The following is a 22,483-nucleotide window of genomic DNA, read 5'->3' on the forward strand; positions in this document are numbered from 1 at the left end:
CCATCGTCCCTCATCCAGGTTGCACTGGCCGGAGCCAGTGCGCGGACGCCACTAGCCGCCGGGTGTTCTCGGCGTGTCGGTGGGTTTCGGTTTGGTGGTGCCGCCGGTCGGCAGCGACGGGATGACCGGGGTCGTCGTCGTTTGCGTCGGCTTGGTCTTGGTCGGGGTGTTCGTCGGCTTCGACGGCGGCGGCGTGCTCGGCGGCGGAGTACTCGGGGGCGGAGTACTGGGCGGCGGCGTGCTCGGCGGCGGAGTACTCGGCGGCGGGGTGTACGTCGGGGTCGACGTGTCCTTGATCTGGTCCTTGTCCGGATCGGCGAACTCGGCTTCGGGCACGCCGTCGAGGGCGGCCTTCATGAACGCCAGCCAGGTCTTCAGCGGCCAGTTGCCACCGAAGAAGGCCGGGTCGTCGCTGTACGGGTCGAGGTCCGACTCACCGGTGGCGCCGGCCCGGTACAGCACAGAGGTGGACTCCTGCGGCGTGTAGCCCGTCCACCACGAGGTCAGCGTCGCCGAGCCGTCCTTACAGCCGTCGCACGCCGCGTTCTCCTTGCGGTCCTCGACCGCGACACCACCGGCGGTACCGGTCTTGCCCGCGACCGGGCGGTCCAGATCCTTTGCTCCCTCGCCGGTGCCCTTCTCGACCACGTTCTGCAGGGCGAAGTTGACCAGGTTCGCGATCTCCGGCGTGAAGGCCTGCTTCTGCTGCTTCATGACACTCGCGTCCGACCACAGCACCTTGCCGTCGGGACCGCGGACTTCCTTGATCACGTGCAGCGGCGTGTACTTGCCCTCGGCAGCGAACGTCGCGTAGGCGTTCGCCATGTCGACCGGCGACGCGTACGCGTCCGGGCCGAGCACCGTCGCCGGCGCCTGCCGGTCCTTCTCCAGCGTCTTCGACGCCGGGATGCCGGCCGCCTCGGCGGCGTCCACCACCTTGCTCGGGCCGTCCTCCATGGTCTTGTCGACCAGCTCGTAGAAGGCGGTGTTGATCGACTGCTCGGTCGCCTTCATCAGCGTGACGTCGCCGTAGTCGGTGTTCAGCTCGTTGCCGAACTTCTGGCCCTGGATCACGATCGGGCTGTCGCCTTGGTAGGTGTCCCAGAGCGACTTGCCCTCCTTCAGCGCCGCGGCCAGTGCGAACGGCTTGAACGACGAGCCCGGTCGCGCCTTCGTCGTTGCCCAGTTCAACTGACTCTTCAGGAAGTCCGGCCCGCCGTACATCGCCAGCAACTGACCGGTGCCCGGTTGCACGGCGGCCATCCCGACGTGCAGGCCGGCGTTCTTCTTCGGCTGTTCCTTCGCGGCGTCCAGCATCCGCTTCTGCTGGGTGTAGTTGAAGGTGGTGGTCACCTTCAGGCCGCCGCCGGTGATCTCGTCCTCGTCGAAGCCGCGCTGTGCCAGCTCCTTGCGGGCCATGTCGAGCAGGAAACCGTTCGGGCCGGCGTACCGGCTGCTCTTCTTCCTCAGGTCCTTGAGACTCGGCAGCGAGTTGCCGTATTGCTTCTCTTGGGCCTCGGTGATCGTGCCCATCTGCTGCATACCGTCGAGGACGTAGTGGTACCGATCGATGATCCGCTTCTTCGTCCGCGGATCCGAATCGGTGACATCGAACAGCGACGGGTTGTTCAGCACCGTCGCGAGCAGGGCAGTCTGCTGAATCGACAGCTTGTTCGGGTCGGGCTGCTTGAAGTAGGCGGCCCCCGCAGCAGAGATACCGTACGCACCCTGGCCGAAGTAGATCGTGTTCAGGTAGCCCTCGAGCGTCTTGCTCTTGTCCTGCTGCCGGCCGAGCTTGGTCGCGATGAACAGTTCCTTGAGCTTGCGCGAGACCGTCCGCTCCTGGGTCAGGTACATGATCTTGACGTACTGCTGGGTGATCGTCGAACCACCCTGCAACTGCTCACCGCGGGCGATGTTCACGGCCGCGCGGACCATACCGCTCGGAGAGATCCCCGGGTTGGTCCAGAACGTCCGGTCCTCCGCCGCGATCACCGAGTCCTGAACGTGTTTCGGGATCTGCGACAGCGGCACCGTGTGCCGGTTCTGCTCGTAGAACGAGCCGAGCGGGTTGCGCTGGTCGGCGTACGTCACCGTGGTTGTGTTGGTGGCGAACTCCTTGTTCGGGTCCGGGATCTTCGTGGTCTGGTAGACGATGAAGAAGGCCGCGACCGAGCCGATGATGCCGAGGAAGAGGAGGGCGGCGAGCCAGCCGAGTACCCGGAGCGCCCAGTGCTTCTTGCGCCGGGGCGGCGGGGCGGCCTTCCTACGAGCTTCACTCACTGTGCAATCCTCGACGATCTCGCTGAAGTCATTGCCCCACAGACTACGGTGGGTGTGGTAACAGGCCCGAATCCGCTCCGGATGCTAGCAAGCACCTGCTGCCGGGCCCAAAGTCGCTGCAAGCGGTTACCCCGTGACGTGCGGTGCGAGCAATGTCACGGCGATCAGCGCGGCCGGGAAACACGCCAGGAACATCGTGAACGTGTAGCCCATGATGTCGCGCGCCTTGAGGCCGAGGATGGCGAGCGTCGGCAGCATCCAGAACGGCTGCAGCAGGTTCGCACTCGCCTCGCCGAGGTCGTACACGACGACCATCCAGCCCGCGTCGACCTTCAACTCGTTCGCGGCCTGCAGCACGTACGGCGCCTCGATCACCCACTTGCTGCCGCCGCTCGGGACGAAGATGCCGAGGATGCACGAGTAGATCGCGACCAGCGGCGGGAACAGGAACTGGTTGCTCGCCTGCACCAGCCACCCGGCGAGCCGCGCGGAGATCCCGGTGTAGGCGATCATCCCGAAAATCCCGCCGTACAAGGGGAACTGGAGCAGTACGCCGGCCGCCGCGGGCGCACCGTCGCGCACCGCACGAGCCATCCGCCACGGCCGCCAGTGCAGGAGCATCGCGAGCAGGAACAGGATCAGGTTGACCGTGTTGAGGTCGAGCGCGTTGAAGAAGCTCTTCCCACTGAAGTAGCGGACCAGGTAGATCGCACCGAGCAGCACGATCAGCAGACTGAACAACGGCGAGTGCTCGAGCCAGTCCCCAGGCCTCCGCGTTTCCTGGCGTTGGCCGTTGTACGCCGATCCGCGCCCGACGAGTGGTTTGAGTTCGATCCCGATCTGCTCCGCGGTCCGCGCGTTGTTCTCGCCGGGCGCGATGAACCACGCCATCGCGACACCGACGACGTACACGATCAGCGTCGCCACGAGCGCCTGCCAGGTGAAGATCGTGTCGCTGAGCGGGATCAGCCCGCTGGCGTGGCCGCCGGCCTTGATCACCTCCTGCACCGGCGCCGGGCTGCTGCTCGCGCTCGCCACCTGCAACGCCGCCGAACCGGACAACCCCTGCGCCCACACGGTCCCGAGCCCGAGGAACGCCATCGCACCGAGCGCGCGATAGTCCGCCTTCGGCACGTTGCGCGCGACCTCCCGCGCCAGGATCGCCGCGAAGATCAGGCTGAAGGCCCAGTTCAGGTACGACGCCAGCATCGCGACCGCGGCGACGAACGCGACCGCCGACCGCGGACTCTTCGGGATCCGGGCCAGCCGGGTGATCAACCGCGCGATCGGTCCGCTGGTGGCGACGGCGTACCCGCCGATGATGATCATCGCCATCTGCAGGGTGAACGTGATCAGCGACCAGAACCCGATGCCCCAGGCATCGATCAGGCCGAAGCCCTTGGTCGCGGCCGGGTCGTCGGGGCGCTTCAGCAGCGGCTCACCGGTGACGAGCCCGAACAGCAGCACCACGAACGTGCCGACCAGCACGAAACCGAACGCGTCCGGCAGCCACTTCTCGGTGAACGCGGTGAACCGCAGCGCCAGCCGGGCGAGCGCGCCGTCGGCCTCCACGTCGGACTTGGCGTGCTTCCCATGACTGTCGGTCATTACCGTCCGCTCCCGGGCTACGACGCTGAGTGTCATTCGATTAACGCAGATCGGCGTCTGACGTAACAGGTTTCCTGCGCGTGCCGCTCGGTGAAGGTGACAAAGGTCGTATTTGTCAAGAGTTGTCCACAGCCACCGGCTCTGCTTACAGTGGCGGCACGATGTATCGAACCGATACATCACGTCATGACAAACTAGACCGAGGGAGGTGGCTCATGGGAAACCGCAGTGGGGTCCTGGAGCTCGCCGTACTCGGTCTGCTGCACGAAGCGCCGATGCACGGTTACGAGCTCCGCAAGCGCGTCAACGCCCAGTTCGGCTGGGGACGCGTGCTGTCGTTCGGTTCGCTGTACCCGTGTCTGAAGGCGATGCTCCGCAACGGGCTGATCACAGCCGACCCCGGGACGCCGGAGTCGGGTCGCAGGCCCAAGATCGTGTACACGATCACCGCCGACGGCAAGGACTACTTCGCGCACGCGATGCACGAAGCCGGCCCGTCGGCCTGGGAGGACGACACGTTCGGCGTCCGCTTCTCGTTCTTCGGCCGGACCGATCCGGCCACCCGGTTGCGCATCCTCGAGGGCCGCAGGGCCCGGATGGAGGAGCGGCTGGCCAACTTCCGGGCGGCGATGAGCCGGACGGCGGAGCGGGTCGACGCCTACACCCTCGAGCTGCAACGGCACGGCCTGGAGTCGGCCGAGCGCGAGGTCCGCTGGCTGAACGAGCTGATCGACGGCGAGCGGCGGCAACAGCGGCCCCCTGACCAGCACCACCCGCCTACCCAAGGAGATTCCAGATGACCTCGATTCGCGTAGCGATCGTCGGCGTCGGCAACTGCGCAAGCTCGCTCGTCCAGGGCGTGCACTACTACCGTGACGCGAAGCCCGAGGAGCGCGTCCCGGGTCTGATGCACGTCCAGTTCGGCGACTACCACGTCCGGGACGTGGAGTTCGTGGCCGCGTTCGACGTCGACGGCAAGAAGGTCGGCCTGGACCTCGCCGACGCGATCGGCGCCAGCGAGAACAACACGATCAAGATCTGCGACGTACCGTCGACCGGCGTCACCGTCCAGCGCGGTCACACCCTCGACGGCCTCGGCAAGTACTACCGCGAGACCATCACCGAGTCGGACGCGGCGCCGGTCGACGTCGTGGCGGCCCTGCGGGAGGCGCAGGTCGACGTCCTGGTCTGCTACCTGCCGGTGGGTTCGGAGCAGGCGGCCAAGTTCTACGCGCAGTGCGCGATCGACGCGGGTGTCGCGTTCGTGAACGCCCTTCCGGTGTTCATCGCCGGCACCAAGGAGTGGGCCGACAAGTTCACCGCGGCCGGGGTGCCGATCGTCGGCGACGACATCAAGTCGCAGATCGGTGCGACCATCACGCACCGGGTGCTGACCAAGCTGTTCGAGGACCGCGGCGTCACCGTGGACCGCACGTACCAGCTGAACGTCGGCGGCAACATGGACTTCAAGAACATGCTCGAGCGCGAGCGTCTGGAGTCCAAGAAGATCAGCAAGACCCAGTCCGTCACGTCGCAGCTGCGCGACGAGATCGAGCCCCGCAACGTACACATCGGCCCGTCGGACTACGTGGCCTGGCTGGACGACCGCAAGTGGGCGTTCATTCGGCTCGAGGGCCGCAACTTCGGCGACGTACCGCTGTCGCTGGAGTACAAGCTCGAGGTCTGGGACTCGCCGAACTCGGCCGGCATCATCATCGACGCGATCCGTGCGGTCAAGATCGCCAAGGACCGCGGTATCGGCGGCCCGATCCTGTCCGCGTCGTCGTACTTCATGAAGTCCCCGCCGGAGCAGTACGCCGACGACGTCTGCCGCGACCTGGTGGAGAAGTTCATCCGCGGCGAAGTCGAGCGCTGACCCTTAGGTAGCAGAACCGCCCCGACACCCACCCCGGGTGTCGGGGCGGCGTGCCATCATGACCCCGGATGACCGAGATCCGTGAGTACCGCGACGAAGACGAGCCCAGCTGGCTGCGCTGCCGCCTCCTGAGCTTCTTCGAAACCGAGTACTACGACGACATCATGGTGAACCGCCCCACCATCGACGTACTCGCCGTACGCCCCGACCACACACGCGCCGGCATCGCCTCACAGTTGCTCGAGGCAGTCGTGCCCCTCTTGCGTGTCGACGTACTCGACGCCTGGACGCGCGGGGACGTGTCCGCGAACGAGTGGTACCAGCGGTCCGGGTTCGTGGAGAACTTTCGCTATCTCCATGTCTACAAGTCGTGGCAGGACGACGCCGACGGTTTCGAGACGCCCGAGGGTCTGGGCAAGCCGGTGAATGCGTTTATGCACGCACCGATTTCGCTCGAGGCCTCGATGCGTGCGCGTTTCCGGCGGGTGCATGTCTGTCGGCAGTACGTCAGGGCGTTGTGAACCTGTACGTCGGTTGCGCGCAGTGGACTCATGCCGCGTGGCCGCAGCCTTCGCGGGACAAGTTGCGTTCGTACGCCTCGTGGTGCAACGCGGTGGAGAGCAACACGACGTTCTACGCGACGCCGTCCGCGTCGACGGTGGCTTCCTGGGCCGCGCAGACGCCGGCCGACTTCCGGTTCGTGGTGAAGTTGCCGCAGGTCATCACGCATGAACACCGGCTCAACAACGTCGACGCCGAGCTCCGCGCCTTCCTCACCGCGATCGAGCCGCTCGGCCCGCGCAACCACGCGGTCTGGATCCAGCTCCCGGCCGCGTTCGCACCGACCGACCTCGGCGCGCTGGCCACGTTCCTCCATCAGGCGCCCCGCGACCACCGGTACGCCGTGGAAGTCCGGCACCGCGATTTCTTCGACGATCCCCGCGCCGCGACGAACCTCGAACGCGTCCTGGCGCGGGCGAACGCGGAGTGGATCCCGTTCGACACCGGCACGCTCTTCGCCCACCGCCCGACCAGCCTGGCCGAGCGCGATGCCTGGATGAAGAAGCCGCGGGTCGCCCGCCGAACCCGCGCCCTGACCGGCCACCCGATCGTCCGCTACATCGGCCGCGACTCCGTGGCCGAGACCGTCGACGGCTGGGCGTACCTCGTCGACCTGGTCGTCACCTGGCTCTCCGAAGGCCGCTCCCCGACGATCTTCCTGCACACCCCCGACAACGTCGAGGCCCTCAACCTCGCCCGCCACTTCCACACCACCGTCGCCGCAGCCGTCCCCACGCTCGCGCCCCTCCCCGACCCGATCGAACCCGACCCACCAACCCTCTTCTAGCCCCGCCGGGTTATGCCCTCGAATGGCGGGCTCTCCGCTCATGTACCGGGGGCTAACCCCAACGCCGTTCGGTGAGCGGAAAGGGCGGCCATGTCAAGGATTGCGCTCTGCGCCGGGTCGCCTGTCGCGTCATGTGGTGGGTAGACGTCCGAGATGCCGGGTTGGCGACCCAAATACCGGGCGCAGACCCAGCATCTCGGACGCCTACCCACCAAAGGCTTGGCTGCTTCCGGTTGGCGGGCAACCCTCGGTCCGCGGGCAACGGCTCGCCTGCTCACGGTCGGGGTCGGGTCGGCTCGACGGGATGCCGCGGACCGTGACCTGAGACAAGCAACGATCACTGGACACAGGCAATACCAGGTCCCCACCCACCACGTCTTGTCTCAGCCCACAGCAGCTTGACAACACACTGCCCCGCCTAACCGAACGGCGTTGGGGATGACCGGCTCTCGTGTCCGATGTGTGGGCGCTTACGAGCCCGATCTGGTGACTGGGGACAGGCAATGGTGGGTCGGCGCCTGACATTTCCTGTCCTCAGTCACCAGGGCCTGTCCCCACTCCCGGCCCTCGCTTCGCCGGTCGGCCGGTCGGTGCAGCTGAAGTCCACGACTCGAGAACCACGAGTGCGGGCGGCAATGCGGGCGAGAGGTCGCCAGCAGCCCAACCAACCACCCGTGCGTCAGGAGAGCCGGAGCACCCGTCTTGTGACCTGCGGTGGGTCGGGTTTCTGCGTCTGGTGCTGCGCGTCCCCTGGAGTTATCCACAGTTCCGAACTTGCCTGCAGATTCGGGCTCTGATCTCCGTATGTTCTCCGCCGACTTCACGACTCGGGAGGACATCTCATGGAGCATTCGACAGGTACGCCGACCAACGCCGCGGCGCAGACACGCGCTGAGCGGCAGGCCCGCGCCGACTGGCTGATCACCGAACTCGGCCGGCTCGCGGCGCAGGCCGAGGACCCGAACGACAGGGTGCGCATTCGCCGCACCGCCGACTCCCTCGTCCGGCTCGCGACCGCCTACCGCTCGTGACGACGACTGCGGTGGCGCCGCATCCGACCTCGGTCCTCGAACTGTTCGCGATCAGCGGGGAGACAGCTCGCGCACTCGCCGGCGCGGATCGGTCCGCCTGGAACGGTCACATCATCGAGTCGTCCAGCGCGATGCTCGGCCTCGCCCACTGGGACGGCACGCTCTACCTCGATCGCGAATCGATCGTCGACCCACTCCGCCACCTCTACGAACACGCGGGCGCGAAACGTCCCACCCGCACGCTCATCGCCTACCGCGAGTCCTTGGCCACCCTGCTCCACGAGCACGCGCACTTCCTCGGGCCGGCCGACGCCACCCAGGAAGCGGCCCGCGAAGCGTTCACGAAACTCGGCAGCCGCCAGCTCGAGGAAGGTGTCACCGAAGCCTGGGCCCAGGACCACCTCGACGACTTCATCCACCGACTCGGCATCGACAAGGTTGCCCCAGGCATCGATTCCGTCCGGTCCGACGGTTACTACGCCGCGTTCGTCCCCGCGATCCGCGAGATCACCACCGACCTGGACACCCGCAACGGCCTCCCACCCGGCGAGACCCTCAGCCTCCTCAACCGCCAAACCGCCGCCGGCCAGTTCCCGCTCCTGGTCGACTTCGTCTACGACTCCACCCGCCTCCCCGACCTCGAACCATCCGGCACCGACACCCGATCCCGCCTGGAGTCGATCCTCCGCTCCGGCCTCGCCCACCTGGAAGCCTACGAACTCGACCCACCCGGCCTCGCCACCAAGCACTCCCACGCAACCGCCGCCCAGATCCTCACTCACCTCCACCACGAGACCCACACCACCGAAGCCACCTACTCCTTCAGCCAACCCGACCCCTGCGCCCTCCCGCATCCCGCCCGCCGCATCCCGTCCCCTCACGAAGCAGCCCTCTCAGGTGTGACTCCTCCAAGACCCACCCAACCCTCAGCCGCCCTCCACCCAGCCGTCCTACCCCCAGCCGCCCTCCACCCCGCTCACACCCGCAGATCTCCGGCGTCCACGCGATCGCTGGAGAGCTGTGGATAGCCGACCGGTGATGACGTGTGTCGGGGATTCTGTTTCACTGGCGTTCATGGGGCTGGAGAGTCACATCGTCAGTGGGCCGATGGGGCCGCTGACGCAGATCTGGTCGGCGGAGTGCGACAGTCCGACGGCCTTCAGTTCGCTGGCATCGGTGACCGCCGGGATCGGCTTCGCCCGCATCAGAGGAACCTGGGCCGTGCACCTCCGCGGTCCGGCGACGAAGGCAACGACCATGGTGTGTTCGGCGGACTCGGAGTACTTCGGCGCCGACTTCCGGGTCGGCGCGTATCTGCCCCTCTTCCCGCCGGCGCGGTTGACGAACCTGCGTGACTCGGTCCTGCCGACGCTGCCGGACGGCCGCATCCTGCTGGACGGCCGCCCCTGGGAAATGCCGACGCCGCAGAACATCGACGTGTTCATCGATCGGCTTCGGAAGGAGGGACTGCTGCTGGTCGACCCCATGATCGAAGAGCTCTGGTACGGCGGCCTCCGGACGATGCCGGCACGAACGGCGCAGAGCCGGTTCGTGCGTGCAGTCGGCCTACCGCTGCGGACGCTGGGACTCATCGAACGCGCCAGGCACGCCGTCCGGATGCTGCACGCGGGCCGAACGATCGCGGAAGTGGCGGTCGGGGCGGGCTACTACGACCAGCCCCACCTGACCCGATCGCTTCGGCGGTTCATCGGACACACCCCTGCGGAGGTGGCGCGAGGCAGTGTGGTCCTGGGGCTGTGAGTGCGGCTGCCGGCGCGCGTGAATTCGTTGCGCTTCGGTACAAGACGAGCCCTCAGCCGGGCGGGTAGCTTCCGTCGCCATGAGACTCATCGAATCGACGTACATCTCACTGGACGGCATGGTGACCGGCGATGCGTTCTGGGGCGCTCAGCAAGGTTTCCAGGGCGATGCTCACAACCAGCACGCCGCGGCGTTGCTGGAGACGGCCGATGCCTTGCTGCTCGGCCGGCAGACGTACGACGTGTTCGCCACGTCGTGGCCCGAGCGGTCCGGCGAACTCGCCGACCTGATCAACCCGCTGCCGAAGTACGTGGCGTCGCGCACGCTGACCGAGGCGACCTGGAACACCGAGGTCCTGCAGGGTGACGGCGTCGAAGCGGTCGCCGAACTCAAGAAGTCCCGCGAGGGCACACTTCTGAAGTACGGCACAGGCTCCTTCAGCCGCGCCCTGGTTGAAGCAGGCCTGCTCGACGAACTCCGGCTCTGGGTTCACCCCTTCGTCGCCGGCTCCGGAGAAAGTCTCCTCGCGGGAATCTCGCCAACCCAGCTGGCCCTCGCCGCCGTGACGGAGGTCGGCAACGGTGTCGTCGTCCTGACCTACGCCCCGAAGCACTAACGGGCAGGCCGTCCGTCAGGAGCGTCCTGCGGTCAGACGGCGGGTCGGTGGGACAAAGGCGGCGTGGTGGCCGCTCGGGGTGAGGGTGTGGCCCAGGCGTTTGGGGAAGCGTGGGAGCAGCCAGCGTTCCTCGGTCCGCGCAGTCGGAAAGGCGCGCGCGATCTTGGTTTCGACAGCGTCGAGATCACGCAGGCTGCGGAGCCAGAAAGTGACCGCGAGGTTGGCCCGGTTGACCACCGAGCAGCACATCCGGGTCTCCGGCATCAGGGCGAGTCCGGCACCGACCATCTCCAGCTGATGATGCGGCACGCTGAACCACACCATCACCGACGCGTTGTACCCGACAAGGTTGTGCGCGAAGTCGACCCGGGTGCGGGCCCAGGGCGCGTGCAGGATCTGCCCGATCGCACGGGTGACGGTGGCGACACTCCGGCCGATCTCGTCCGCGATCGAGGTCGCGGATCTGCGGACGTCACCGGCCAGGGCGTTGATGACGAGCTCGTGCAGACGGGTGGGTACCGCGGGCGCGTCGATGCCGGTCGCGGGGAACGCCTGCAGGGCCTTGACCTGACGTTCGCTGAGGATGCCGGGCCGCCAGCTCGTTCCTTCCTTGAAGAACGTGCGGGTGAAGTGGGTCCGGGTCCGGCGTACGCCGGGATCCGCGGCCAGCTCGATGGCGACGTAGGCGTCGACCTCGGCGACCGACGGGCAGGACAAGGTCAGGATCAGGTCGGGCCCGCCGGAGGTGCATTCGACGGTCAGCACCGACGGTGTCTTCGCGATCCCCGCGATGACGCTCTCGCGGCTGCCCGCGGTGCAGTACACCTCGACCATGGCGAGGACGCCGGTCAGCGGATGCACCGCGGAGTCGAGGCGCCCGTCCGGGCGATCAGGATCACCCGGGCTCACCGCGAAGCACGAACTCCAGACCAGGCCGCTGTCGACGAGCCGGCTCCAGCGGCGCGACAGGGTCGACGCATCGCCGCCGACGATCGCCTCGAGCTGGGACCAACTCGCGCGCGGCCGGTGCTGTAAGGCGTTAACCAGCAGGAAATCTACGTCGTCCACAACTCAAAATCCCCGCATGCGTCACGGCCCGCACGCAAGTTCCCTGCGATGTCATGACAAGGATTTGATCGATCACGCGGAGGGAGGAGCATCCTGAGTGCGCGGATGACAGTATCCAATGTCCAGAGCCATCCGTTCCGGCTCCGGACAGTGAGTTCTTCGACGCCCCACGGAGGATCGCTTGTCAGTTACGCCTGCTGTCGCTGCGCCGTCCCTGCTGCGGGTCGACGGTTTGCGGACCGAGTTCACGACCGATGAGGGTCCGGTCACCCCGGTGGACGGAGTCGGCTTCACCGTAGCGGCCGGGGAGACGTTGTGCCTGGTCGGCGAGTCCGGCAGCGGGAAGTCGGTCTCCGCCCTGTCGATCATGGGGCTGCTGGCCGGGAACGGCCGGATCACCGCGGGCTCGGTGCTGTTCGAAGGTCAGGATCTCGCCGGTCTGCCGGAGCCGGAGTTGCGCCGGATCCGCGGGCACGCGATTGCGATGATCTTCCAGGAGCCAATGACGTCGCTGAACCCGGTGCTGACCATCGGCGACCAGTTGTCCGAAACGATGATCCTGCATCTCGGGCTGACCAAGGCGGAGGCCCGCCAACGGGCGATCGAGCTGCTGGAGAAGGTCGGCATCCCGCGGGCGGGCGCGGTCGTCGACGACCATCCGCATCGGCTGTCGGGCGGCATGCGGCAGCGGGTGATGATCGCGATGGCGCTCAGCTGCCGGCCCAAGCTGATCATCGCGGACGAGCCGACGACCGCACTGGACGTGACGATCCAGGCGCAGATCCTGCGCCTGATGCGGGAACTGAGCGCGGAAACCGGTACGGCGACGATCTTCATCACCCACGACCTCGGCGTGGTCGCGGAGATGGCCGACCGGGTCGCGGTGATGTACGCCGGGCAGGTCGTCGAGGAGACCGACGTCTACACGCTGTTCGACCAGCCGAAGCACCCGTACACGGTCGCGCTGCTGAAGTCGATCCCGCACATCACCACCCCGGCCGGAGACCGGCTCACCCCGATCTCGGGTTCCGTCCCGAGCTTGGTGCACCTACCGGCCGGCTGCCGCTTTCGAGAGCGATGTCCACAGGCGATGGACCGCTGCGCGACGGAACTGCCGGCGCTCCAACCGCTGGCAAGCCGCAACGCGCACTCGGTCCGCTGCTGGCTGTACGGCGAAACCGGAACGGCGGTCCCGGCATGACGGCCGTGGAGGACGTCAGCCCCTTGCTGCAGGTGCGAGATCTCCGGCGGTACTACCCGATCCGCACGGGTGTCATCGCCCGGACGGTCGGACATGTGCGCGCCGTCGACGGCGTGAGCTTCGATGTGTACCCGGGTGAGACGGTGGGCATCGTCGGCGAGTCCGGGTGCGGGAAGTCCACCACCGGGCGAGCCGTCGTCCGGCTGGAGCCGCCGACGTCGGGCTCGGTGCTGTTCGACGGGACCGATATCGCGACGCTGTCGACCGCGCGGATGCGGCGGTTGCGGACCGAACTGCAGATGGTGTTCCAGGATCCGTACTCGTCGCTGAATCCGCAGATCCGGATCGGCGATCTGCTGGCCGAGCCGTTGGTCGCGCACAAGCGTCTCGATCGCGCCGGCGCGCGGGCGAAGGCCGCCGAGATGCTGGCCACCGTCGGACTCCCGAAGCTGTCCCTGGACCGCTATCCGCACGAACTCTCCGGCGGGATGCGGCAACGGGTCGGCATCGCGCGGGCGCTGATGCTCGAACCGAGGCTGATCGTGTGCGACGAGCCGGTGTCCGCGCTCGACGTCTCGATCCAGGCCCAGGTCCTGAACCTGCTCAAGGACCTGCAGGGCGAGTTCGGCCTGACCTACGTGTTCATCAGCCACGGGCTCGGCGCGATCAAGTACATCAGCGACCGGATCGTGGTGATGTACCTCGGCAAGGTGATGGAGACCGCGACCACCGCGGAGATCTTCGCCCGCCCGAAGCATCCCTACACCGAGATCCTGCTCGACGCCTACCCCGAACCCGACCCGCGACTGCGCGACCGGGAGCGGATCATCGTCGAAGGCGACGTACCGAGTCCGGCGAATCCTCCGCCCGGCTGCGTGTTCCACACCCGCTGCCCTTACGCACAGGACATCTGCCGGACCGAGGTTCCGTCCCTGAACGCCGCGGGAGGTGCCAGGCATCAGGTGGCCTGCCACTTCCCGCTGGCCCAGGAGGCGAGCTGATGGTTTCCTACCTCATCCGGCGCATCCTGATCGGAATCCCGGTCCTGCTCGGCGTGACCCTGATCAACTTCCTGATCATCAACCTCGCGCCCGGCAGCCCGGCCGACCTGTACCTCTCCCCGACCGCGACCCCCGAGGACGTAGCCCGCACCGAGGCAGCGCTCGGCCTGGACAAGCCCGTCTTCGTTCAGTACCTCAACTGGCTCACCCAGTTGCTGCACGGCAACCTCGGCGTCTCGTTCCAGAACCGCGAGCCGGTCACCCAGCTGATCGCCGACCGGATCGGCCCGACCCTGCTGTTGATGGGTACGTCGCTCGTCGTCGCCTATCTGGTCGCGATCCCGATCGGGATCTTCGCGGCCCGGCGGCGCAACACGGCCGCCGACTACGGGGTCGTCGGGGCGTCGTTCCTCGGCATCTCGGTGCCGCACTTCTTCCTCGGCCTGGCGATGATCTACGTCTTCGCGCTCACCCTGGGCTGGTTCCCGACCGGCGGCATGGTGACCCTGGGACGCGGAGGCGGGTTCGCCGACCGGGTCTCGCATCTCGTCCTGCCGGTCGTCGTGCTCGCCACCGCGGTCGCGGCCGGCATGGTCAGATACGTCCGGTCGAGCATGATCGACGCCTTCGGCCAGGACTACATCCGGACCGCGAAGGCGAAGGGCCTCGCGGCGTCGGTGATCACCAACAAGCACGCCCTGCGGAACGCGCTGATCCCGGTCGTGACGGTGATCGGGATCGACCTGTCCGCGCTGATCGGCGGCGCGATCGTGACCGAGCAGATCTTCCAGTGGCCCGGGATCGGGCTGCTGACCATCCAGTCGATCGGCGCCCGCGACTACGCCGTACTGATGGGCATCAACCTGATCGCGGCGATCGCCGTGTTCGCCGCCAACCTGCTCACCGACATCGCCTACGCGGTGGTGGACCCGAGGGTGGCCTATGCATAAGCGGCTCGAGCCCGAGACCGGCCAGTCGTCCGCCCGGCTGATGTTCCGGCGGTTCCGGCGGCACCGGCTGGCGGTCGCCGGGCTGGTGATCGTCGTCCTGATGGTGCTGATGGCCGCGCTGGCGCCGCTCCTCGCGCCGCACGACCCGAACCGGATCTTCGACAAGTTCGAGTCGTCGCCGTCGGGCGCACATCTGCTCGGCACCGACTCGGTCGGGCGGGACGTGCTCAGCCGGCTGATCTACGGTGCCCGGGTGTCGATGAGCGTCGGCGTCGGGGCGGTCGTCGTGTACGTCGTGATCGGCGTCCTGCTCGGTCTGCTCGCCGGGTACTACGGCGGCTGGGCGGACCAGGTGCTGATGCGGATCACCGACGTTTTCATGTCGTTCCCGTACTTCATGGTGATCCTGATCCTGGTCAGCGTGCTCGGGCCCAGCCTGCTCACGATCATCGTGGTGATCGGTGCGCTGGCCTGGCCGATGATCGGCCGGCTGGTGCGTGGCAGCGTGCTCTCGATCAAGGGCAGCGACTACGTGCAGGCAGCGGTCGCGCTGGGGTACCGCACGCCGCGGATCCTGTTCCGGCACATCCTGCCGAACGCGTTGTCCCCGATCGTCGTGAACGCGACCTTCGGTGTCGCGCAGGCGATCATCCTCGAATCCGGCCTGAGCTTCCTCGGGATGGGCGTCCGCCCGCCGGCGGCGAGCTGGGGCAACATGCTCAGCGAGGCGCAGTCGATCACCGTCCTGTCCAGCCAGCCGTGGATCTGGATCCCGCCCGGCCTGATGATCCTGTTCGCCGTGCTCGCCATCAACTTCGTCGGCGACGGCCTGCGGGACTCCATGGAGTCCCGCTCCGAGACCTGATCCATCCTTTTCGAGAAGGGACCCGCTATGTCTGCACGGACCACCTACCGGCTCGGCGCCGGACTGGCCGCGATCGGCCTGCTGGTGATACCGACTGCGTGTACGGGCAATGCCGGCAGCAGCGGGGGCGGCGGCGACACGCTGTACGTCGGCACGGTGAACCCACCGGCCAGCTTCAACCCGATCAACCAGTCCGACGTCGGCGGCCAGTTCGCCGTACGGTTCGCGATGGACACGCTGCTGGACCAGCCGGAGCCGCTGAAGTTCGTGCCGAAGCTGGCCGAGTCGATCGAGAGCAAGGACAACAAGACCTTCACGGTGAAGCTGCACGCCGGCGCCAAGTGGAGCGACGGGCAGCCGATCACCGCGAAGGACGTGGTGTACACGATCAACCTGATCGCCAATCGAGAGTCGCTCACCACCCTCGGCGGCAACGTCACCGCGCTCACCGGGGTCGATGCCACCGGCAAGCTTCCGAAGGGACAGACCGCCGTACCGGGGCTGACCGCGCCGGACGACACCACGGTCGTGTTCACCACGAAGACCCCGGTGGACCCGAACTACGTCAAGGAGATGATCGGCACCAAGGTGGTGATCATGCCCGAGCACACGCTGGCGAAGACCGCGCCCGCGCAGATCGACGACAGCAAGTTCGCACAACTGCCAGACGTCACGAGCGGACCGTACAAGTTCACGAAGTACACCCAGAACGCGAGTATCGAGTACGCCGCCAACCCCGACTACTACGGCGGTGCGCCGAAGATCGCCAAGCTGATCATGAAGATCATGCCGGCCTCGAACCTGGCCGGTGAGCTGCAGACCGGGTCGATCATGATGAACTCCGGCGGCGGGATCGGGAACATCCCGTTCCAGGACCTGAAGACGGTCCAGGGGTTCAAGGACGTCAACACCAAGGTCAACCCGACGATCGGGTTCCAGACGATCCAGTTCAACGTGAAGACGTTCGCGGACCCGCGGATGCGGGCAGGCCTGGCGCACGCGATCAACCGCAAGCAGATCGTCGACGAACTGCTGCTCGGCAATGGCGAGGTCATCGACGGCCCGTACACCAGCCAGAGCCCGTTCCTGGACAAGAGCCTGAAGACCTTCAGCTACGACCCGGCGCTGGCCAAGAAGCTACTCACCGAGGCGGGCTGGGACTTCAGCCGGAAGATCAACTTCGTCGTACCGACCGGGAACAAGATCCGCGAGCGGTCGGCCGACATCCTGCTGCAGAACTTCAAGGCGATCGGCCTGAACGTCGTCCAGACCAACTACGACTTCCCGACCACGCTGGCCAAGGCACGGGCGAAGGACCACGACATGGTGCTGATGGGCCTGACCTTCAACATCGACCCGGACGTGTCGAACATGTACTCCTCGACCGGTTCGTTCAACCTGACCGGGTACAACTCGCCGGAGAGCGACAAGCTGCTGCTGGCCGGCAAGTCCGAGGCGAAGACCGACGCCCGGCACAAGATCTACAACCAGTTGCAGGCACTGTGGCAGGCTGACATGCCGGTCCTGACGCTGTACTCCGACCACGCGGTCGCCGCGACCAGCAAGTCCGTGGCGGTCGGCGGAGCGACCCCGTTCTGGCCGGGAACCGTGGCCAACGTCGGCCAATGGGCATTCGAAGGAGCGAACTGATGAGTCTCGTCGAGGAAGCCGCCGCGATCGCGCCCGGGCTGGTCGAGTTGCGGCGGGAGCTGCACCAGGTTCCCGAGGTCGGTCTCGAGCTGCCGAAGACTCAGGCTCTGGTGCTCGACGCGGTGGCCGGGTTGCCGCTGGAGATCAGCACCGGCAAGGAGCTGACTTCCGTGGTCGGCGTACTGCGCGGCGGTCGGCCCGGGCCGACTGTGCTGCTGCGCGGTGACATGGATGCGTTGCCGGTGGTGGAGGAGACCGGGCTCGCGTACGCCGCCCAGAACGGGAACATGCACGCCTGCGGCCACGACCTGCACACCACGGGCCTGGTCGGAGCGGCACGGTTGCTGAGTGCACATCGCGACGAGCTGAACGGGAACGTGATCTTCATGTTCCAGCCGGGCGAAGAAGGCCTCGGCGGCGCCGGGTACATGCTCCGGGAAGGTTTGCTGAACGCCACGGGCGACAAGCCGATCGCGGCGTACGCGTTGCATGTCTGGTCGCAGGCGGCGAAGGGGACGTTCCAGCTGCGTCCGGGCACGATCATGGCCAGTTCGAACCAGTTGCACATCACGGTGCACGGCAAGGGCGGGCACGGGTCGTCGCCGGATCGGACGATCGATCCGGTGCCGGTGGTGGCGGAGCTGGTGCTCGCGTTGCAGACGTACGCGACGCGGCGGGTGAACGTGTTCGACCCGGTGGTGATCACGGTGACGCAGCTCGAGGCGGGCGTCGCGATCAACGTCATCCCGAACACGGCGCGGCTCGGCGCGACCGTGCGGACGCTGTCGGACGCGATGCTCGAGCAACTGACCCGCGAGCTGCCGGCGCTGGCGGAGCGGATCGCGGCCGCCCACGGATGCACGGTCGACGCGCGGCTCGACCCTCAGTACCCGGTGACGGTGAACGACGCCGGGCGGACGGCGGAGACCGCGGAGCTCCTCACCGGCCTGTTCGGCGCGGAGCGGGTGCAGCAGCTGGACAACCCGCTGATGGGGGCCGAGGACTTCTCGATGGTGCTGCGGGAGGTGCCGGGCACGTTCGTGATGGTCGGCGCCCGGCCGGACGACGTCTCCGAGGAGGAGGCTCCGTCGAACCATTCGAGCCTCGTCCGGTTCGACGACGCGGTCCTCGCCGACCAGGCGGCCGCCCTGAGCCAACTGGCCGCCAAGCACCTGATCAGCTAGCCGGTCCCGCGAGGTGGGTGTTGACCCGGTTGAGGAGCGCGAACAACTGGTCACGCTCCTCGCGGGTCAGCGGCGCGGTGATGTGGGCGTTCACCCCGGCGAGCACCTGATCCAGTTCGGCGAGCCGTCGTACACCGCTGTCCGTGATCGTGATGACGTTGCGGCGCTTGTCGGCGGGGTCCGGCGTACGGCGGATCCAGCCGCCGTCGGCGAGCTCGTTCAGGACGGCGACGAGATCGCTCTTGTAGACGCGGGCGCGGCCGGCGAGGGCAGATTGGCTCGCCGGGCCGAACTCGGCGAGCGCGGCGAGCACCACGAAGTGGTCCTTGTGGGCGCCGACGGCCCGGAGCGCGTCGCCGGAGGCGCGGGCGGTCTGTGCCGCCGTCAGCCCGACCAGGCGTGACAGCTGCGCCTTGATGCGCTCCGGCGTCTCGGCGCCGTGGTCGAAACGCAGCTCGTCCTCCATGGCGTCAGCATACGCCGCTTGCGTTAGTCGGACTAACGATCTATCTTCATTGGTAACGCCAACGTTAGTACGCCTAACCATTCGAGGAGTTCGTGATGACCGCCACCGAAACCCTGATCCGCGAGCTCGCCGACCGCAGCGAACTGACCGACCTGGTCTCCCGCCACAGCCTGTGGGTCGACGAGCACCTGTACGACGAGAGCGACCGCCTGTTCACCGAGGACGTCGAGGTCACGTCCCGTCGCGGCACGGCCCGCGGCCTGGAGGCACTGGTCGCGCTGGTGCGGAAGGGCCACGACGACTTCGACCGCACCGTGCACAACAAGTCCAACCTGGTGATCGAGATCGACGGCGACACGGCCACCGTGCGCGCGCACGACCTCGCCGTGTACGCCATCGACGACAAGCAGGAGGCGATCGCGGCCGCCGTACACCACTACCGCGCACGCCGGACCGCCGAGGGGTGGCGTTTCGATCGGCTCGAGGTCGACCCGGTCGCACTGACCGCGGCGCTCGACCGCGCACTCTAGAAGGTGCCTGTGGCTGGTCGGTCCGCCAGAGGCCGACCAGCCACAGGGTTCAGGAGGGCGAAACTCCGAGGGTGTAGGCGCCGCGACTGCCGTACGTCGAGTAGCCCGTGTTCAGCGGGTCGCCGTAGCCCACGTTGTCGATCCGCAGGTAATACGTACCCGGCTGAAGGCTGCCGCTAACACTCGCACCGAGACCCGTCGGCGTGCCGGCGTCGCTCTGTCCGGATGCCGGGTCGTTCGAGGCAACGACCGCGCCGGAGCTGTCCAGCAGGTCCAGCTTGACGTCGAGGTTGCCGCCGCTCGGTGCGGAGTTCGCCGTCGCGGTGTAGTTGCCGGCAGCACTCACGTCGACGCGGTAGACGTCGGTGTCGCTCTCGGCCGCGATGACACCCGACGCAGGCGTGCCGACGGTCAGCGCGGCAGCGTCGCCGACGGTGTCACCGGCCTCGTCCCCGCGCAGTGCGAGTCCGTGCGAGCCGACGACCGCGTAGTCGTCTTCCGTGTTGTTCGCGTCGGCGTACTCGCCCTTGCTCCATTGGCTGATACCGCGGTAATACCCGACGCCCATGATCGGCGCCCACGCGCCGTGGCCCTGGTAGTACCCGACCGTCGACGTACCGTCGTGCGACAGACCGACGTTGTGCCCGGCCTCGTGCGAAGCGGCCTCGGCAAGGTTCTTCGCACCGGTGCCGACGCCCTTCGTGAACACGAGTGCCGGCTGGTAGTAGTCGTGCTGGCTGGTGCTGTCGTACACGCCGACGTATGCCACGCCGCCGCAACCGCAGCCGGACTGGTACCAGGTGTCCGGATCGATCAGTACGCGCGTCCCGTATTGCTCGTCGGACGCGCCCGACCGGTCGATCGCGGACTGCGCCGGCTCCTGCGTCGTCACGTCCACGTCGAACGCCGCGTAGTCCTCCGCGACCCGAGCCCACACCTCATGGACGACGTCCTGCTCCGCCGTACTGAAGCTCGCCGGATCGCCGTCGGTGTCGTACGCCGAGACGTTGACGGGATCGACGCCCTTCGACGCGTTCCACGCCGTACCGGTGATGGTGTGGCCGTCGAAGTCCAGGTAGATGACCCGGTTCGAGCCGGGCTTGCTGTGCAGCTCGAACGCCGGGCCGGTTGCGGCGGCGGCCGCCGTACGCGCCCAGCGTGGTGACGCCTCGGGAGCCTTCTGCGCGGTGGTCAGACCGGGCTCACGGAAGAACAGTTTGCTGTCGGCATCGAGCCACGCAGTCTTGTCGGTGGCAAGGATCTGCCGCAACTGGCCGGTCGGGAGGCCGTTGTGCGCGGCAACCTCGGCCAGCCGCGACTGGACCTTGCCGAGTGCCGAGCCGCCGGCCAGCGGCTGCGACAGCAACTGGTCGATCGGCGTCTGTTGCGCATCGGCCTGGCTGCCGAGCGCGACAGCCAGCCCTCCAAAAACAACAGCACCGGCACACACGAGTGCACCGGTGCGGCGAATTCTGTTCATTACGGGTTCCTCCTCACGTCCCCCCGATGGGCGGAGCCCCCCAAAAACCCGGGGCCGTCGATCTCGGTGGGATCGACGGCCCCAGGTGGCTCACATCAGCCCGCGGTGACGCGGACTGTGTACCTGCCGCTGCTGCCGTACGTCGAGTAGCCGGTGTTCAGCGGGTTGCCGTACCCGGTGTTGACGACCTTCAGGTAGTACCGGCCGGCCGCGACCTGACGGCTGATGCTTGCGCTCATTCCGGTTGGGGTGCTCGCGCTCGACTGTCCGGACGCCGGGTTGGCGGTGGCGAGGACGGTTCCCGCCGAGTTCAGCAACTGGAGTTTGATGTCGAGGTTCGCACCGATCGCGGCCGCGTTCGCGGCGAACTTGAAGGTCCCGGCCTTGAGATCGACGCGGAACATGTCGACGTCGGAGTCGACGGCGTACATGCCCGGCACACTCGTGCCGAGGGTCAGGGCCTTGGCGGTAGCGGTGGTGTTGCCGTAGTCATCGGCGCGCAGCGTCATGCCGTTGCCGTTCATCACGGTGTAATCGTTCTGCTTGTTGTTGGCCCCGGAGTACTCGCCCTTGCTCCACTGGGTGATCGCCTTGGTGTAGCCGGAGCCCATGATCGGCGCCCACGCGCCATGGCCCTTGTAGTACGCGGCCGACGCCGTACCATCGTGGCTCAGCCCGACGTTGTGCCCGGCCTCGTGCGACGCAACCTCTGCGATGTTCTTCGCGCCGGTGCCGACGCCTTTGGTGAAGACCAGCGCAGGCTGGTAGTACGCGTGCCTGCTGGTCTGGTCGTACACCCCGATGTACGCGACCCCGCCGCACCCGCAGCCCGACTGGTACCAGGTCCCCGGGTCGATCAGCACGCGCGTACCGTACACAGCGTCAGACGCGTCCGACCTGGTGATCGCCGCCGCAGTCGGCTGCTGCGTGGTCACGTCCACATTGAACGGTGCATAGTCTTCGGCGACGCGGGCCCAGACCTCGTGAACGACGTCCTGTTCGGCAGTACTCCAGGTACTGGTGTTGCCGTTGGTGTCGTACGGCTTGACGGTGACCGTCGAAGGCTTGCCGTTCGTGTTCCACGCCGTACCGGTGATCGTGTGACCGGTGAAGTCCAGGTAGATGACTCGCTTCGATCCGGGTTTGCTGTGCAACTCGAACGCCGGTCCGGTTGCGGAGGTGACCGCGGTCGTGGCCCAGCGCGGGGAAGCCGCGGCGTCGGCCGCCCGCTCCGTGGCGGTGGCAACCGGCTCGCGGTAGAACAGCCGTCCGCCGTCATCGAGCCATGCGGCCTTGTCGGTGGCGAGAATCTGACGGAGGTTGTCGGCGGACAACTGGTTCCGCTCGGCGACCTCGGCGAGCCGGGACTCGACTCGGGCGAGCGCGGTCTTGCCCGGCAACTCCTGGCCGAGCAACTGCTCGATCGCGGCGGGAGCGGGCTGCTGGGCGTCGGCCTGGTTGCCGACAACGACCGCGAGCGCTCCGAAAGCAACGGCGCCGGTGACGACGAGCGCACCGATCCGGCGGGGGCGGGTGTGCATAACTGGGGGTCCTCCTCAGGGACT

The 22,483-nt window shown here is 67.4% G+C and carries 21 protein-coding genes; 15 read left to right on the top strand and 6 right to left on the bottom strand.

Going from position 1 to position 22,483, the window contains the following annotated elements; all coding sequences use genetic code 11:
* Positions 1–51 precede the first annotated feature (51 nt).
* Together E0H50_RS02800 and E0H50_RS02805 are read right to left on the bottom strand one after the other, a co-directional pair.
* Positions 52–2,283 carry a transglycosylase domain-containing protein gene (locus E0H50_RS02800; RefSeq protein ID WP_131284356.1) on the bottom strand — a complete coding sequence of 744 codons (2,232 nt, stop codon included), beginning with the start codon at positions 2,281–2,283 and terminating at the stop codon, positions 52–54.
* Positions 2,284–2,409: 126 nt separating this feature from the next.
* Positions 2,410–3,891 (bottom strand): short-chain fatty acid transporter, encoded by a 1,482-nt coding sequence (locus E0H50_RS02805; protein ID WP_131284358.1) that lies wholly within the window; start codon positions 3,889–3,891, stop codon positions 2,410–2,412.
* Between the two features lie 215 nt (positions 3,892–4,106).
* Here E0H50_RS02805 and E0H50_RS02810 point away from each other — a divergent pair, with 215 nt between their 5' ends.
* From E0H50_RS02810 to E0H50_RS02845, 8 genes are all read left to right on the top strand, one after another.
* On the top strand, positions 4,107–4,691 hold the full coding sequence (locus E0H50_RS02810) for a PadR family transcriptional regulator (RefSeq protein WP_131284360.1): 585 nt from the start codon (positions 4,107–4,109) through the stop codon (positions 4,689–4,691).
* On the top strand, positions 4,688–5,767 hold the full coding sequence (locus E0H50_RS02815) for an inositol-3-phosphate synthase (RefSeq protein WP_131284362.1): 1,080 nt from the start codon (positions 4,688–4,690) through the stop codon (positions 5,765–5,767). The genes E0H50_RS02810 and E0H50_RS02815 overlap by 4 nt, the downstream gene beginning before the upstream one ends.
* Before the next feature lie 68 nt (positions 5,768–5,835).
* A complete protein-coding gene (locus E0H50_RS02820; RefSeq protein WP_131284364.1) occupies positions 5,836–6,288 on the top strand; it encodes a GNAT family N-acetyltransferase in 453 nt (150 codons plus the stop codon).
* A complete protein-coding gene (locus E0H50_RS02825) occupies positions 6,285–7,115 on the top strand; it encodes a DUF72 domain-containing protein (protein WP_131284366.1) in 831 nt (276 codons plus the stop codon). Before E0H50_RS02820 ends, E0H50_RS02825 begins: the two co-directional genes overlap by 4 nt.
* Before the next feature lie 842 nt (positions 7,116–7,957).
* Entirely contained in the window at positions 7,958–8,146 is a 189-nt protein-coding gene (locus tag E0H50_RS02830) for a hypothetical protein (protein WP_131284368.1), read from the top strand.
* Complete coding sequence (locus E0H50_RS02835; RefSeq protein WP_131284370.1) at positions 8,143–9,174, top strand: hypothetical protein; 1,032 nt, start codon at positions 8,143–8,145, stop codon at positions 9,172–9,174. The genes E0H50_RS02830 and E0H50_RS02835 overlap by 4 nt, the downstream gene beginning before the upstream one ends.
* 46 nt (positions 9,175–9,220) lie before the next feature.
* Positions 9,221–9,907, top strand: a complete 687-nt coding sequence (locus E0H50_RS02840; protein ID WP_165546982.1) for a helix-turn-helix domain-containing protein — start codon at positions 9,221–9,223, stop codon at positions 9,905–9,907.
* Between the two features lie 79 nt (positions 9,908–9,986).
* Positions 9,987–10,523, top strand: a complete 537-nt coding sequence (locus E0H50_RS02845; RefSeq protein WP_131284374.1) for a dihydrofolate reductase family protein — start codon at positions 9,987–9,989, stop codon at positions 10,521–10,523.
* 15 nt (positions 10,524–10,538) lie between these two features.
* Here the strand turns inward: E0H50_RS02845 and E0H50_RS02850 are convergent, their stop codons facing one another.
* Positions 10,539–11,591 (bottom strand): Lrp/AsnC family transcriptional regulator, encoded by a 1,053-nt coding sequence (locus E0H50_RS02850; protein WP_131284376.1) that lies wholly within the window; start codon positions 11,589–11,591, stop codon positions 10,539–10,541.
* A 181-nt stretch (positions 11,592–11,772) separates the two neighbouring features.
* Here E0H50_RS02850 and E0H50_RS02855 point away from each other — a divergent pair, with 181 nt between their 5' ends.
* From E0H50_RS02855 to E0H50_RS02880, 6 genes are read left to right on the top strand one after another with little or no spacing between them, the layout of a single operon-like run.
* Complete coding sequence (locus E0H50_RS02855; RefSeq protein ID WP_165546983.1) at positions 11,773–12,792, top strand: ABC transporter ATP-binding protein; 1,020 nt, start codon at positions 11,773–11,775, stop codon at positions 12,790–12,792.
* Positions 12,789–13,793 (top strand): ABC transporter ATP-binding protein, encoded by a 1,005-nt coding sequence (locus tag E0H50_RS02860; protein WP_131284378.1) that lies wholly within the window; start codon positions 12,789–12,791, stop codon positions 13,791–13,793. Before E0H50_RS02855 ends, E0H50_RS02860 begins: the two co-directional genes overlap by 4 nt.
* Positions 13,793–14,743: an ABC transporter permease gene (locus tag E0H50_RS02865; protein WP_131284380.1), complete on the top strand. Its 951-nt coding sequence runs from the start codon at positions 13,793–13,795 to the stop codon at positions 14,741–14,743. Before E0H50_RS02860 ends, E0H50_RS02865 begins: the two co-directional genes overlap by 1 nt.
* Positions 14,736–15,608 (top strand): oligopeptide ABC transporter permease, encoded by an 873-nt coding sequence (gene opp4C, locus E0H50_RS02870; protein WP_131284382.1) that lies wholly within the window; start codon positions 14,736–14,738, stop codon positions 15,606–15,608. Before E0H50_RS02865 ends, opp4C begins: the two co-directional genes overlap by 8 nt.
* Positions 15,609–15,635: 27 nt before the next feature.
* On the top strand, positions 15,636–17,258 hold the full coding sequence (locus E0H50_RS02875; RefSeq protein WP_131284384.1) for an ABC transporter substrate-binding protein: 1,623 nt from the start codon (positions 15,636–15,638) through the stop codon (positions 17,256–17,258).
* Entirely contained in the window at positions 17,258–18,442 is a 1,185-nt protein-coding gene (locus E0H50_RS02880) for a M20 metallopeptidase family protein (protein ID WP_131284386.1), read from the top strand. Before E0H50_RS02875 ends, E0H50_RS02880 begins: the two co-directional genes overlap by 1 nt.
* Here the strand turns inward: E0H50_RS02880 and E0H50_RS02885 are convergent.
* Positions 18,435–18,908 carry a MarR family winged helix-turn-helix transcriptional regulator gene (locus E0H50_RS02885; RefSeq protein WP_131284388.1) on the bottom strand — a complete coding sequence of 158 codons (474 nt, stop codon included), beginning with the start codon at positions 18,906–18,908 and terminating at the stop codon, positions 18,435–18,437. The genes E0H50_RS02880 and E0H50_RS02885 overlap by 8 nt on opposite strands.
* 95 nt (positions 18,909–19,003) lie before the next feature.
* Here E0H50_RS02885 and E0H50_RS02890 point away from each other — a divergent pair, with 95 nt between their 5' ends.
* Positions 19,004–19,438, top strand: coding sequence for a nuclear transport factor 2 family protein (locus E0H50_RS02890; RefSeq protein ID WP_131284390.1), 435 nt, complete (start codon positions 19,004–19,006; stop codon positions 19,436–19,438).
* Between the two features lie 49 nt (positions 19,439–19,487).
* On the opposite strand, the gene E0H50_RS02895 is transcribed toward E0H50_RS02890, so the two are convergent.
* Positions 19,488–20,918 (bottom strand): pre-peptidase C-terminal domain-containing protein, encoded by a 1,431-nt coding sequence (locus tag E0H50_RS02895; RefSeq protein WP_131284392.1) that lies wholly within the window; start codon positions 20,916–20,918, stop codon positions 19,488–19,490.
* 95 nt (positions 20,919–21,013) lie between these two features.
* Positions 21,014–22,459 carry a zinc-dependent metalloprotease family protein gene (locus E0H50_RS02900; protein ID WP_131284394.1) on the bottom strand — a complete coding sequence of 482 codons (1,446 nt, stop codon included), beginning with the start codon at positions 22,457–22,459 and terminating at the stop codon, positions 21,014–21,016.
* Positions 22,460–22,483: the final 24 nt, after the last annotated feature.

It is taken from the genome of Kribbella sindirgiensis, from assembly GCF_004331435.1.
Taxonomy (GTDB): Bacteria; Actinomycetota; Actinomycetes; order Propionibacteriales; family Kribbellaceae; genus Kribbella; species Kribbella sindirgiensis.